The organism is Pseudomonas fluorescens, assembly GCF_902497855.1.
GTDB classification, from domain to species: Bacteria; Pseudomonadota; Gammaproteobacteria; order Pseudomonadales; family Pseudomonadaceae; genus Aquipseudomonas; species Aquipseudomonas fluorescens_BI.
The window spans coordinates 210,624-224,632 of sequence record NZ_CABVHU010000011.1 but is presented as its reverse complement, the minus strand read 5'-3'; the positions used below and the strand labels follow the sequence as shown (position 1 = coordinate 224,632).

Here is a 14,009-nt window from a genome sequence, read left to right as displayed (position 1 = left end):
ATCCATGAATGCAAAAGCCATTAAGCCTGCCGAGGCTTCTGACCGTGTCAATCTGAACCGATGTGGGAAAATGCCATTATCGGACAAGCGCAGTATTTTACAGCTTAATGAAGGTTTTACTAATGGATATGGACAAGCTGTGGCTGGAGTCGGCGCGCCTCCCGGTCATGTGGCAATCAGACAAGCCGCTTGCGTGAGGCTCTGGATGTACGCCCCAGAAACCAGCCGAGAATCGGCCCGATTACCATGCCGATCAGCAGCGTAATAACCATGACCAACGATACCGGCAACTGCGGCCCGGCCCAGCCAAGAAACAGCAATGAAACCGATTGCTGATTCTCCAGAACGAACGCCAGAATTGCCAGAACCAGCAACAGGACGAATACAGCGAGCATTACGCGTTTGAAATTACGCATGAACGGATCCTTCAATTGCAGCAGCGACGATCAAAGCCCCTCCTCCTCATCCTCATTCACCCGATCCCTCAGCTCCTTCCCCGGCTTGAAATGCGGAACAAACTTGCCATCCAGGCTCACCGACTGCCCGGTTTTCGGATTACGCCCTACCCGCGGCGCGCGGTAATGCAATGAGAAGCTGCCAAATCCACGGATCTCGATGCGATCACCGGTGGCCAGGCATTGGGACATTTGCTCGAGCATGGTCTTGATGGCCAGCTCCACATCCTTGGATGAGAGCAGCCCTTGATGGGTGACAATTCGTTCGATCAACTCCGACTTCGTCATATTTTTCCCTTCTTTTTCAAGCAGCTAGATCAGCGCTTCAAAGGTTTTAGCACGCCCGGATGGATTTGAACAGCCCGAGTTTTCACATATCTTTACCAGCTGTGAACGACCCCTTTGTGGAACAAGTGGATGCCGATCGCTCCCTTATTGGCTCATCTGCAGATAACCAGCATGGTGCGGGTCAGGTAGCCGGCAGGATTGAAGCCGAAAGGATATTCATCCTCTTCCTTGGCATCATCGGACCTTGTCACGACTTTATAGCCAGCGCCCTTGCACTCCTTGTCCGCTCGTTTGCGGCACTTCTCCCAGCCTGAGCCAAGCCCGGAGCAATCGACCTCGATGCCACTGACCCCGCGTTTTGCGTGTGTCTTGACGTTAGTGGTACAACCCGCCAATGCCAGTACTGCCACTGCGACAATGAGCTTGTTCATTCACTTCCTTATGCCGGACGCGTTGCCCGACTGTCGTTTACTTCAGCTATAGACTAGCTGCAATTAAACGATTGATCCTGTTAAAGAAAGAGACAGCTCGAGGGGACCGCGGTTCATCGCAGGATGCAGGGGAGCGGCAGAAGATCAAAAGATCGTCCGAACGCGGCTCGAGCTTGCGGCAACTCCTACAGCGGTGCGTTCGCCAAATCGCAGGCACAAAAAAGGGCGACCGAAGTCGCCCTTTTTCTATGGTCTGACAGAACTTAGTTCTGTTTTTCCATTTGTGCACGCAACAGGTCGCCCAGAGTGGTAGGACCAGGAGCAGCAGTGTCCGAAGCTGGCTTGTCGCGCAGGCTCTGGATTGCTTCTTTCTCTTCTTCAACGTCTTTCGACTTGATGGAGAGCTGGATTACACGGCTCTTGCGGTCAACGCTGATGATCTTGGCTTCTACTTCTTCGCCTTCTTTCAGAACGTTGCGCGCGTCTTCAACGCGGTCACGGCTGATTTCGGAGGCTTTCAGAGTCGCTTCGATATCGTCGGCCAGAGTGATGATGGCGCCTTTGGCGTCAACTTCTTTCACGATGCCTTTAACGATTGCGCCTTTGTCGTTCTCTTGAACGTACTCGGAGAACGGATCGCTTTCCAGTTGCTTGATACCCAGGGAGATGCGCTCGCGCTCTGGGTCAACAGACAGGATAACGGTGTCCAGCTCGTCGCCCTTCTTGAAGCGGCGTACGGCTTCTTCGCCCACTTCGTTCCAGGAGATGTCGGACAGGTGAACCAGACCGTCGATGCCGCCGTCCAGACCAATGAAGATACCGAAATCGGTGATCGACTTGATGGTGCCGGAGATTTTATCGCCCTTGTTGAACTGGCCAGAGAAATCTTCCCATGGGTTAGATTTGCACTGCTTGATGCCGAGGGAGATACGACGACGCTCTTCGTCGATGTCCAGAACCATGACTTCCACTTCGTCGCCGACTTGTACGACTTTCGAAGGGTGGATGTTCTTGTTGGTCCAGTCCATTTCCGAAACGTGTACCAGGCCTTCAACGCCTTCTTCCAGCTCAGCGAAGCAGCCGTAGTCGGTCAGGTTGGTTACACGAGCGGTAACGCGAGTGCTTTCTGGGTAACGGGCTTTGATAGCAACCCATGGATCTTCGCCCAGTTGCTTGAGGCCCAGGGAAACACGATTGCGTTCGCGATCGTACTTCAGAACCTTGACATCGATCTCGTCGCCAACGTTGACGATTTCGGAAGGATGCTTGATACGCTTCCAAGCCATGTCGGTAATGTGCAGCAGGCCATCGACGCCACCCAGATCGACGAATGCGCCGTAATCGGTGAGGTTTTTGACGATACCTTTGACTTGTTGGCCTTCCTGCAAGGATTCCAGCAGAGCTTCGCGCTCGGCGGAGTTCTCGGCTTCCAGGACGCTACGACGGGAAACGACAACGTTGTTGCGCTTCTGGTCCAGCTTGATGACCTTGAATTCCAGCTCTTTGCCTTCCAGGTGCGTGGTGTCGCGCACAGGACGGACGTCAACCAGAGAACCTGGCAGGAACGCACGGATGCCGTTAACGTCGACTGTGAAGCCGCCTTTAACCTTACCGTTGATAACGCCCTTGACCACTTCTTCGGCTGCGAAGGCTGCTTCCAGAACAATCCAGCATTCAGCGCGCTTGGCTTTTTCACGGGACAGCTTGGTCTCGCCAAAGCCGTCTTCAACCGAGTCCAGAGCAACGTGAACTTCGTCACCGACGTTGATTGTCAGTTCGCCAGCATCGTTGTAGAACTGCTCAAGCGGGATGAGTGCTTCAGACTTCAGGCCAGCGTGAACGGTTACCCAGCGAGCCTGGTAATCGATATCAACGATAACACCGGTGATGATGGAGCCTGCCTGAAGGTTCAGGGTTTTTAGGCTTTCTTCAAAGAGTTCCGCAAAGCTTTCGCTCATTTTAATTCCTGTTGAATAAGGGCGAAGGATACGCCCAGCTCCACATCCCAGACGACGTGGGTTACGTTCATTTAAAGAAGCGACACAGGACTATGACTGGTCCCCTGGGTCGTTTCTTGGTCACCCGGCGATATCGCGAATTGCGATCTCGCTCATGATGCGTTCAAGCACCTGTTCGATGGACAACTCCGTGGAATCCAGCTGTATCGCGTCGGCCGCCGGCTTGAGCGGGGCCACTGCGCGCTGGGTGTCACGCTCATCGCGTGCACGGATCTCATCTAGCAGACTCGACAGACTAACACCATCGACTTTGTCCTTCAACTGCAAGTATCGACGGCGCGCACGCTCTTCGGCACTGGCAGTGAGGAATATCTTCAGCGGAGCGCCGGGAAACACCACCGTGCCCATGTCGCGACCGTCGGCAACCAGGCCCGGGGCTTCCTGGAATGCACGCTGGCGCTGCAGCAGCGCCTCACGCACGGCGGGCAGCGCCGCGACCTGGGAGGCACCCGAACCGATACTCTCGGTGCGGATGACATCGCTGACCTCGTCACCCTCAAGGATGATGCGCTGCAGTTGACCGTCGGTCGCCGCGATGAACTGCACGTCCAGATGAGCGGCGAGTTTCTTGAGCAGCTCTTCATTGGTCAGGTCGACGCCGTGGTTATACGCCGCGAACGCCAGCAGTCGATAAAGCGCACCGGAGTCCAGCAGGTTCCAGCCCAGACGCTTGGCCAGAATCCCGGCGACCGTGCCTTTGCCAGAGCCGCTTGGCCCATCAATGGTGATGACCGGTGCGATGATTTTCACGACTGAGCCTCTTGTGCTACACGGATACCGACCTGCGCGCACAACGCAAGGAAGTTCGGGAACGACGTCGCGACGTTGGCACAGTCATGGATGCGGATCGGCGCAGTGGCGCGCAGCGAGGCCACGCTGAAGGCCATGGCAATCCGGTGATCGCCGTGACCATGCACTTCGCCGCCGCCGATCTGGCCGCCGTCGATGATGATGCCGTCCGGAGTCGGTTCGCATTTGACACCCAGCGCCAGCAAGCCATCGGCCATGACCTGGATCCGGTCCGACTCCTTCACTCGCAGCTCTTCAGCGCCGCGCAGGATAGTCCGCCCTTCGGCACAGGCCGCGGCCACGAACAGCACCGGGAACTCATCGATGGCCAGCGGAACCAGCGCTTCGGGAATCTCGATACCCTTGAGTTTAGCTGCACGTACGCGCAGGTCCGCTACCGGCTCGCCGCCGACTTCACGCTGGTTTTCCAGGGTGATGTCAGCGCCCATCAGACGCAGGATGTCGATCACGCCGGTACGGGTCGGGTTGATGCCGACGTGCTCGAGCACCAGTTCCGAACCTTCGGCGATCGAAGCGGCCACCAGGAAGAACGCGGAAGAGGAAATATCGCCCGGGACTTCAATGTGGGTGGCGGTCAACTTGTGGCCGGACTCGACCGACGCCGTAGCGCCGTTGACGCTGACCGGGTAGCCGAAGCCACGCAGCATGCGCTCGGTGTGGTCGCGGGTCGGTGCAGGCTCGGTGACGGTGGTCTTGCCTTCGGCGTACAAACCCGCCAGCAGCAGGCAGGATTTCACCTGGGCGCTGGCCATCGGCATGGTGTAGGTCAGGCCCTTGAGCTTGTTGCCGCCCCGAATGGTCATCGGTGGACGACCTTCGGCGGCGGTCTCGATCACGGCGCCCATTTCACGCAGCGGATTGGCCACGCGATTCATCGGGCGCTTGGACAGCGATGCGTCACCGGTCAGGGTGCTGTCGAAGTCCTGTGCAGCCAACAGGCCAGACAGCAGGCGCATCGAGGTGCCGGAGTTGCCCAGGTAGATCGGGCCCGGCGCTGGTTTCAGACCGTGCAGGCCGACGCCGTGAATGGTCACGCGACCGTGGTGCGGACCTTCGATCACCACCCCCATGTCGCGGAAGGCTTGCAAGGTCGCCAGGGCGTCTTCGCCCTCGAGGAAGCCTTCGACTTCGGTGACGCCGTCGGCCAGGGAGCCCAGCATGATCGAGCGGTGGGAAATCGATTTATCGCCCGGTACACGAATCCGCCCAGTCAGGCGGCCACCAGGTTGTGCCAGGAAAATCAGGTCGTTGGAATTCATAGCGTCCACATAAGCCCGGCGGGCCAGGATTTTACTGAAATGTTCGCGGGCAACCCGGGCGCGCGTGAACACGCCCAACAATTGGTGCCCATCCCCTGCATCGACCGCGTCGCGCAAGGCGTCGAGGTCGCTGCGAAATGTATCGAGTGTGCGCAGGACAGCTTCGCGGTTGGCGAGGAAGATGTCGTGCCACATGACCGGGTCGCTCCCCGCGATTCTTGTGAAATCGCGGAAACCGCCGGCAGCGTAACGGAAGATCTCAAGGTTTTCATTGCGCTTGGCCAATGAATCGACCAGGCCGAACGCCAACAAGTGCGGCAAATGGCTGGTTGCCGCCAACACTTCGTCGTGACGCTCGACCTGCATGTGCTCGACATCGGCGCCCAGTTCGCGCCACAGGCGGTCGACCACGGCCAAGGCTGCCGGATCGGTTTGATCCAGCGGGGTCAGTATCACTTTATGGCGGCGGAACAGGTCGGCATTGGAGGCTTCCACCCCGCTCTGCTCGGAACCGGCAATCGGATGGCCCGGCACAAAACGCGCCGGCATGCCACCGAACGCGGCGGTTGCCGCACGCACGACGTTGCCCTTGGCGCTGCCGACGTCGGTCAGAATCGCTTGCCCCAGGTTCATGCCGGCCAGGCGGCCGAGCATTTTTTCCATGGCGAGGATCGGCACGGCCAGTTGAATCACGTCGGCGCCCTGGCAAGCGGCGGCCAGGTCTTCTTCGCAACGGTCCACCACGCCCAACTCGACTGCCAGCTTGCGCGACTGCGGGTCGAGATCGACCCCGACCACTTCGCGGCACAGGCCGCTAGCACGCAAGCCCTTGGCAAACGAGCCGCCGATCAAGCCCAGACCGACCACCACCAGGCGCCCGATCACAGGTGTAGTAGAGTGCAGCGCCGTAACATCAACCACGGGCCAGGACCTTGGTCAGCGCCTCGAGGAAGCGGCTGTTTTCCGCCGGCAGGCCGATGGTGACGCGCAGGTGGTTTGGCAGGCCGTAGTTGGCCACCGGACGCACGATCACGCCTTCGCGCAGCAGGCCCTGGAAGACCGGTGCCGCGACACGACCCAGATCGACGCAGATGAAGTTGCCTTTGGATGGAATCCAGCTCAGCCCCAGCTCCCGGAAACCTGCTTCCAGCTGTTGCATGCCGGACTCGTTCAGGCGACGGCTTTCGGCCAGGTAATCGGTGTCTTGCAACGCAGCGCACGCCGCAGCCAGGGCCAGGCTATTGACGTTGAACGGCTGACGCACGCGATTCAGCACGTCCGCGACCACTGCGGTAGACAAGCCATAACCGACCCGCAACGCCGCCAGGCCATAGGCCTTGGAGAAGGTGCGCGAGACCAGCAGGTTCGGGTACGCCGCCAGGTAGTCCAGGCCATCCGGCAAGTCACCGCCCTCGGCGTATTCGATGTAGGCCTCGTCCAGCACTACCAGCACGTGCTCCGGCACATCCTGCAGGAACTCGTCCAGCGCCTCGGCACCGAACCAGGTCCCGGTCGGGTTGTTCGGATTGGCGATGAACACCACGCGGGTATCGGCATCGATCGCGGCCAGCATGGCCGACAGGTCATGACCCCAGTCTTTGGCCGGGATAACCCGCGCGTCAGCCCCAACGGCCTGGGTCACGATCGGGTAGACCGCGAACGCGTGCTCGCTGAACACTGCGTTCAGGCCCGGCGCCAGATAGGCACGCGCGACCAGCTCGAGAATGTCGTTGGAACCGTTGCCCAGGGTCACCTGGTTCAGCTCGACGCGGCACTGATCGGCCAGCAGGGTCTTGAGCGCAAAACCATTGCCGTCCGGATAGCGGGTCAGCTCGGCCAATGCTTCGCGAATCGCCGCCAGAGCCTTGGGACTGGCGCCCAGCGGGTTTTCGTTGCTCGCCAGCTTGACGATGCTGGCCGGATCGATGTCCAGCTCGCGCGCCAGTTCGTCCACGGGCTTGCCCGGAACGTAAGGCGAAAGTTGTTGCACGCCCGGCTGTGCCAGAGCGAGGAAGTCGCCACTCATTTGCTACCCCTTATAGAACTGCTTTCGGGTAGGAACCGAGCACCTTGAGTGCCACTGCTTCCTGACTGATCTTTTCCAGCACACCTTTTACCAGCGGATCGCGGTGGTGGCCGACGAAATCGATGAAGAACACGTAGGTCCATTTACCGCTGCGCGACGGACGGGTCTCGATGCGCGTCAGGTCGATGCCGTTATCGTGGAACGGCACCAGCAACTCGTGCAGCGCGCCAGGCTTGTTGCTCATGGACACGATGATCGAAGTCTTGTCGTCGCCGGTCGGCGGCACTTCCTGGCTGCCGATCATCAGGAATCGCGTGGAGTTGTCCGGGCGATCCTCGATTTTCTCCGCCAGACGGGTCAGCCCGTACAAACCTGCCGCCATGTCGCCGGCAATCGCCGCCGAGTTCCACTCGCCCTTGACCCGCTTGGCCGCCTCGGCGTTGCTGGACACCGCCACGCGCTCGACATTCGGGTAATGGGCGTCCAGCCACTTGCGGCACTGGGCCAGGGACTGGGCGTGGGAATAGATGCGGCTGATGCTGTCGGTCTTGGTGTTTTCACCGACCAACAGGTGGTGGTGAATCCGCAGCTCGACTTCGCCACAGATCACCATGTCGTGCTCTAGGAAGCTGTCGAGGGTGTGGTTGACCGCGCCTTCGGTGGAGTTTTCCACCGGGACCACGCCAAAGTTCACCGCGCCGGCCGCGACTTCACGGAACACTTCGTCGATGGCGGCCATCGGCTTGCTGATCACCGCGTGACCGAAGTGTTTCATGGCCGCCGCCTGGGTGAAGGTCCCCTCAGGGCCGAGGTAAGCCACTTTCAGCGGCTGCTCGAGAGCCAGGCACGAGGACATGATTTCGCGGAACAGCCGCGCCATCTCTTCGTTGCCCAGCGGCCCCTGGTTGCGCTCCATCACGCGCTTGAGCACCTGAGCTTCACGCTCGGGACGATAGAACACCGGCACTTCGCCTTCGGCCAGCGAGGCCATCTTTACCCGGGCAACTTCCTGGGCGCAGCGTGCGCGCTCACTGATCAGTTCCAGGACTTTTTCGTCCAGGGCATCAATGCGCAGGCGCAGTGCCTTGAGTTCTTGCTCAGACATTAGCCGTGTTCCTTCTCGAACTCTGCCATGTACGAAACCAGTGCGTTGACCGCAACGATATCGACGGCGTTATAGATGGAGGCACGCATGCCGCCCACGGAACGGTGACCCTTGAGGTTCAGCAGCCCACGCTCGTCGGCGCCGGCCAGGAACGGCTTGTCCAGACGGTCGTCCGCCAGGCGGAACGGCACGTTCATCCACGAGCGGTCCGACTTGTTGATCGGGTTGCTGTACAGGCCGCTGGCGTCGATGAAATCGTACAGCGTGCGCTGTTTCACGTCGTTGAGCTTGCCGATGGCTTCGACGCCACCCTGCTCTTTCAGCCACTCGAACACCAGGCCCGACAGGTACCAGGCCAGGGTTGGCGGAGTGTTGTACATCGAGCCGTTATCGGCCGCGACCTTGTAGTTGAGCATGGTCGGGCACAGCGAACGGGCGCGACCCAGCAGGTCTTCGCGGATAATGGTGACGACCAGGCCGCTCGGGCCGATGTTCTTCTGGGCGCCGGCGTAGATCATGCCGAAGCGCGAAATGTCCATCGGACGCGAGAGGATGTCCGAGGACATGTCGGCCACCAGCGGAACGTCACCGGTTTGCGGGATCCACTGGAATTCCAGGCCGCCGATGGTTTCGTTCGGTGCGTAGTGAACGTAGGCCGCGTCTTTGGACAGGTTCCACTCGTTCTGACCGGGGATGGCGAAATAGTCATAAGGCTTGGCGGTAGCGGCAACGTTGACGTGGCCGTAGCGCGACGCTTCTTCGATGGCTTTCTGCGACCAGATACCGGTGTCGATATAGTCGGCGGTGCCGCTTTCCGGCAACAGGTTCAGAGGAATCTGCGCGAATTGCTGACTGGCGCCGCCCTGCAGGAACAGCACTTTATAGTTCGAGGGGATATTCAGCAGATCACGCAGATCCTGCTCGGCCTTGGTGGCGATGGACACGAACTCATCGCTGCGATGGCTCATTTCCATGACCGACAGGCCCTTGCCGTGCCAATCAAGGAGTTCACCCTGGGCGCGCTGCAGGACAGCTTCGGGAAGCGCCGCAGGACCGGCGCAGAAGTTATAGGCTCTCTTGCTCACATCCAATCTCGCTCTGATTTGGTGGTAACACTGTAGGAGCGAGCTTGCTCGCGAAAAACCTGAGAGCGCAAGGGTGCACCAGACGCCCTGCGTTATCGTTGACGACCATCGCGAGCAAGCTCGCTCCTACATGGGATTTCAGTATTTCCAAAGGGACAAACAACAAGGGGGCGAATTTTCATCCGCCCCCTGTTTGCCCGCTTACTCTTGTGGTTCTTCGTCAGCGGCGGCGTCGAGTTGCTGGTCTTCGGCAACGTCGTCGATCACGACTTCACCGTCGAACACTGCACCTTCTTCGCCCTCTTCGCCTTCCAGCTCTTCGCCTTCGACTTCCGACGGCTCCTGAACCCGCTCCAGGCCCACCAGCGTTTCATCGCTGGCCAGCTTGATCAGGGTCACGCCCTGGGTATTACGACCCAGGCTGGAGACTTCGTCGACACGGGTACGTACCAGGGTGCCCTGGTCGGAGATCAGCATGATCTCTTCACCGTCCTGCACCTGAACCGCGCCGACCAGACGGCCGTTACGCTCGTTGCTGACCATGGCGATAACGCCCTGACCGCCACGCTTGTACTCGGGGAACTCGGTGATCGCCGTGCGCTTGCCGAAACCACGGGCCGAAGCCGTGAGGATCTCGCTACCTTCTTCCGGAATCAGCATGGAGATCAGCTTCTGCCCTTCCGGCAGACGCATACCACGCACACCGCGGGCGGTACGGCCCATGGCGCGAACTTCGGATTCCTTGAAACGAGTCACTTTACCGCCGTCGGAGAACAGCATGATTTCCTGCTCGCCGTCAGTCACGGCTGCGGAAATCAGAATGTCGCCCTCGTCCAGCTCCAGCGCGATCAGACCGACGCTGCGCTGACGGCTGAAAGCCACCAGCGGCGTCTTCTTGACCGTACCGTTAGCGGTCGACATGAAGATGAACGGCGCCTTCTTACGGTCAGCTGCCTTGATACGAGCACGACGCTCTTCGTCGGTTTCGTTGCTGTTTTCGATTTCTTCTACATCAGCCTCGGCGCCTTCGGCTTCTTCTTCGTCAGCCTGCCGCTTCATGGCTTCCAGATCGACCGGCAGCATGGTGGTGATGTATTCACCCTCGCTCAATGGCAAGAGGTTGACCAGCGGACGACCGCGGGCAGCGCGGGACGCTTCCGGAATCTCGTAGGTCTTGAGCCAGTACACCTTGCCTTTGCTGGAGAACAGCAGCAGCGTGGTGTGGCTGTTGGCGACCAGCAGGTGAGCGATGTAGTCCTCATCCTTGACGCCGGTGGCCGATTTGCCTTTACCGCCACGACGCTGGGCCTGGTACGCAGCCAACGGCTGGGTCTTGGCATAGCCACTGTGGGAAATGGTCACGACGCGCTCTTCTTCCGGGATCATGTCACCCAGGGTCAGGTCGAGACGGGCATCGAGAATCTCGGTGCGACGCACGTCGCCGTATTCGGCGCGGATCACTTCCAGCTCTTCGCGGATCACTTCCATCAGGCGCGTGGCGCTGCTGAGGATGCGGATCAGTTCGCCGATCTGGTTGAGGATCTCTTGATACTCGGCCAGCAGCTTTTCGTGTTCCAGGCCGGTCAGGCGGTGCAGACGCAGTTCCAGAATGGCTTGCGCCTGTTCCGGCGACAGGAAGTACTTACCTTCGCGCAGGCCGTATTGCGGGTCCAGGGTCTCCGGACGGCACGAGTCGGCACCGGCGCGCTCGACCATCGCGACCACGGCGGACGATTCCCACGCGGTCTTGATCAGCGCTTCCTTGGCTTCCGACGGCGTCGGCGAGGCCTTGATCAGGGCGATGACCGGGTCGATGTTCGACAGGGCAACCGCTTGACCTTCCAGGATGTGACCCCGTTCGCGGGCTTTACGCAGCTCGAACACGGTCCGGCGGGTAACCACTTCGCGACGGTGACGAACGAAGGCTTCCAGCAGGTCCTTGAGATTGAGGATCCGCGGACGGCCGTCGATCAGCGCGACGATGTTGATACCGAACACCGCTTGCAGCTGGGTCTGGGCGTAGAGGTTGTTGAGGATCACCTCTGGCACTTCGCCGCGACGCAGCTCGATCACGACGCGCATACCGTCCTTGTCGGACTCGTCGCGCAGTTCGGTGATGCCCTCGAGCTTCTTCTCTTTGACCAGCTCGGCGATCTTCTCGATCAGGCGGGCCTTGTTCAGCTGGTAAGGCAGTTCGGTGATGACGATCTGTTGACGGCCGCCGACCTTGTCGATGTCTTCGATCATCGAGCGGGCGCGCATGTAAATGCGCCCGCGACCGGTGCGGTAGGCTTCGATGATGCCGGCGCGACCGTTGATGATCGCGGCGGTCGGGAAGTCCGGACCGGGGATGTAGTGCATCAGCTCATCGATGGTCAACTCGGGGTTGTCGATGAGCGCCAGGCAACCGTCGATGACTTCACCGAGGTTGTGCGGCGGGATGTTGGTCGCCATGCCCACGGCGATACCGCTGGAGCCGTTGACCAGCAGGTTGGGGATACGGGTCGGCATGACCGCCGGGATCATTTCGGTGCCGTCGTAGTTCGGCACCCAGTCCACGGTTTCTTTATGCAGGTCGGCCAGCAGCTCGTGCGCCAGCTTGGTCATGCGCACTTCGGTGTATCGCATGGCCGCGGCGTTGTCGCCGTCCACCGAACCGAAGTTGCCCTGGCCGTCTACCAGCAGGTAGCGCAGGGAGAATGGCTGCGCCATCCGGACGATGGTGTCGTACACCGCGGTATCACCGTGCGGGTGATACTTACCGATCACGTCACCGACAACACGGGCAGATTTCTTGTACGGCTTGTTGAAGTCGTTGCCCAGCTCGCTCATCGCGAACAGCACACGCCGGTGCACGGGCTTCAAGCCATCGCGCGCATCCGGCAGTGCCCGCCCGACAATTACGCTCATTGCGTAGTCGAGGTAGGACTGCTTCAGCTCGTCTTCGATATTGACCGGGAGGATTTCTTTGGCCAGTTCGCCCATGAGAAGCCTGATTCCTTTTTCTGGTGAAACTTCGTCACATCCATATGGGACGAACGAAGCTCGCCGCTGCAGGCTGAGTGCCGTGCAACGACTTACGACAAATCAACGAGTTATGCCATGGATCTGCGCAGTGAAGACAACCCCGCGGGACTGCCTCGGAAAACGCCGGATGTTATCACAAGAGCCGCCACGCACCTATCCCCCTGATGCGCATGGAGCATAGTTAGTTGACCGATGACAGGCTTGAAGGGGACGAGAGAGGCTTAGAGAGTCGTTGAATGCAGATTTCAGGCTTGATTGAGGCTTGTTTGTTGACTTTCAGGGCCTCTTCGCGAGCAGGCTCGCTCCCACACTGGATCGCTGTTGTGCCGGTAATTGCGCAAACACCCCGATCAACTGTGGGAGCGAGCCTGCTCGCGAAGGCGATTTATCAGGCACCACAGACCATCAATGCAACCGCTTGCGACACATCAACTGCGCCATTTTCGCCGTATCCGGACGCTCGACAATGCCCTTTTCCGTGACGATCACATCGATCAGGTCTGCCGGCGTCACGTCAAACACCGGGTTGAACGCGGCGACATCGGCCCCGACCCGCGTACCGCCGACCTCCAGCAGCTCGCGGCCGTCACGCTCTTCGATCGGAATGTCATCGCCGCTGGCCAGGTTCATGTCGATGGTCGAACTCGGCGCCACGACCATGAAGCGCACGCCGTGGTGCATGGCGTTCACCGCCAATTGATAGGTGCCGATCTTGTTGGCCACGTCGCCATTGGCGCTGATGCGGTCGGCCCCCACGATCACCCAGGTAATGCCCTTGGTTTTCATGATGTGGGCAGCGGCCGAGTCGGCATTGAGCGTGACCGGAATGCCCTCGTTGGCCAATTCCCACGCGGTCAGGCGCGAACCTTGCAGCCAGGGCCGGGTTTCGCAGGCGTATACCCGTTCGACCATGCCTTCAATGAACGCCCCGCGAATAACCCCCAGCGCCGTGCCGAAGCCGCCGGTGGCCAGGGCTCCGGTGTTGCAATGGGTCAGGAACGCCTGGGCATTGCCCTGGTGCTTGCGAATCAGGTCCACCCCCAGCTGCGCCATGGTCAGGTTGGCTTCGCGATCACTGTCATGAATGGCAATGGCTTCCGCTTCCAGCACCGCCAGCGGATCGGCGTGATGCTTGAGACGCCCAAGCCGTTCGCGCATGCGGCCCAGGGCCCAGAACAGATTGACGGCGGTGGGACGGGCATCGGCGAGCAGCGCGAAATCCTCTTCCAGCGCCGCCCGCCAGTCCCCGCCTTCGGCAAACCGGGCACGCGCCGCCAACACCACGCCATAAGCGGCACTGATGCCAATGGCCGGTGCGCCGCGCACGACCATCGAGCGAATGGCCTCGGCCACACCCGCGGCGCCGGTATAGCCGATCCATGTTTCCTCGAACGGCAAAATACGTTGATCCAGCAGATACAGGGCGCCATCACGCCAATCGATGGCCTTCACCTTCTCCGCAGCCAACAATCGATCGCGCATTCCCCACCCCGCACTCAGACACA

General features: G+C 60.1%; 11 protein-coding genes and 1 pseudogene. All 12 read right to left on the bottom strand.

Features of this window, described 5'->3' with window-relative positions; genetic code table 11:
- Positions 1–176: 176 nt before the first annotated feature.
- Positions 177–416 carry a LapA family protein gene (locus F8N96_RS22160; protein WP_150799623.1) on the bottom strand — a complete coding sequence of 80 codons (240 nt, stop codon included), beginning with the start codon at positions 414–416 and terminating at the stop codon, positions 177–179.
- Between the two features lie 30 nt (positions 417–446).
- Positions 447–743, bottom strand: coding sequence for an integration host factor subunit beta (gene ihfB / locus F8N96_RS22155; protein WP_003369729.1), 297 nt, complete (start codon positions 741–743; stop codon positions 447–449).
- A 152-nt stretch (positions 744–895) separates the two neighbouring features.
- Positions 896–1,174 (bottom strand): hypothetical protein, encoded by a 279-nt coding sequence (locus F8N96_RS22150; RefSeq protein WP_150799622.1) that lies wholly within the window; start codon positions 1,172–1,174, stop codon positions 896–898.
- 263 nt (positions 1,175–1,437) lie between these two features.
- Positions 1,438–3,132, bottom strand: coding sequence for a 30S ribosomal protein S1 (gene rpsA, locus F8N96_RS22145; protein WP_140681797.1), 1,695 nt, complete (start codon positions 3,130–3,132; stop codon positions 1,438–1,440).
- A 120-nt stretch (positions 3,133–3,252) separates the two neighbouring features.
- A complete protein-coding gene (gene cmk, locus F8N96_RS22140) occupies positions 3,253–3,942 on the bottom strand; it encodes a (d)CMP kinase (RefSeq protein ID WP_150799621.1) in 690 nt (229 codons plus the stop codon).
- A complete protein-coding gene (locus F8N96_RS22135; RefSeq protein WP_263596458.1) occupies positions 3,939–6,146 on the bottom strand; it encodes a bifunctional prephenate dehydrogenase/3-phosphoshikimate 1-carboxyvinyltransferase in 2,208 nt (735 codons plus the stop codon). The genes cmk and F8N96_RS22135 overlap by 4 nt, the downstream gene beginning before the upstream one ends.
- Before the next feature lie 28 nt (positions 6,147–6,174).
- On the bottom strand, positions 6,175–7,287 hold the full coding sequence (hisC, locus tag F8N96_RS22130; protein ID WP_150799619.1) for a histidinol-phosphate transaminase: 1,113 nt from the start codon (positions 7,285–7,287) through the stop codon (positions 6,175–6,177).
- A gap of 10 nt (positions 7,288–7,297) precedes the next feature.
- Entirely contained in the window at positions 7,298–8,392 is a 1,095-nt protein-coding gene (gene pheA / locus F8N96_RS22125; protein ID WP_007899727.1) for a prephenate dehydratase, read from the bottom strand.
- The gene (serC, locus tag F8N96_RS22120; RefSeq protein ID WP_064678981.1) at positions 8,392–9,477 is read right to left on the bottom strand and encodes a 3-phosphoserine/phosphohydroxythreonine transaminase; all 1,086 of its coding nucleotides are present in this window, start codon (positions 9,475–9,477) and stop codon (positions 8,392–8,394) included. Before serC ends, pheA begins: the two co-directional genes overlap by 1 nt.
- Before the next feature lie 28 nt (positions 9,478–9,505).
- A pseudogene (locus tag F8N96_RS35490) lies at positions 9,506–9,586 on the bottom strand (outer membrane lipoprotein carrier protein LolA); the annotation flags it as partial.
- Between the two features lie 92 nt (positions 9,587–9,678).
- Complete coding sequence (gene gyrA / locus F8N96_RS22115; RefSeq protein ID WP_150799618.1) at positions 9,679–12,462, bottom strand: DNA gyrase subunit A; 2,784 nt, start codon at positions 12,460–12,462, stop codon at positions 9,679–9,681.
- 447 nt (positions 12,463–12,909) lie between these two features.
- The gene (gene mtnA, locus F8N96_RS22105) at positions 12,910–13,986 is read right to left on the bottom strand and encodes an S-methyl-5-thioribose-1-phosphate isomerase (protein ID WP_150799616.1); all 1,077 of its coding nucleotides are present in this window, start codon (positions 13,984–13,986) and stop codon (positions 12,910–12,912) included.
- Between the last annotated feature and the right edge of the window lie 23 nt (positions 13,987–14,009).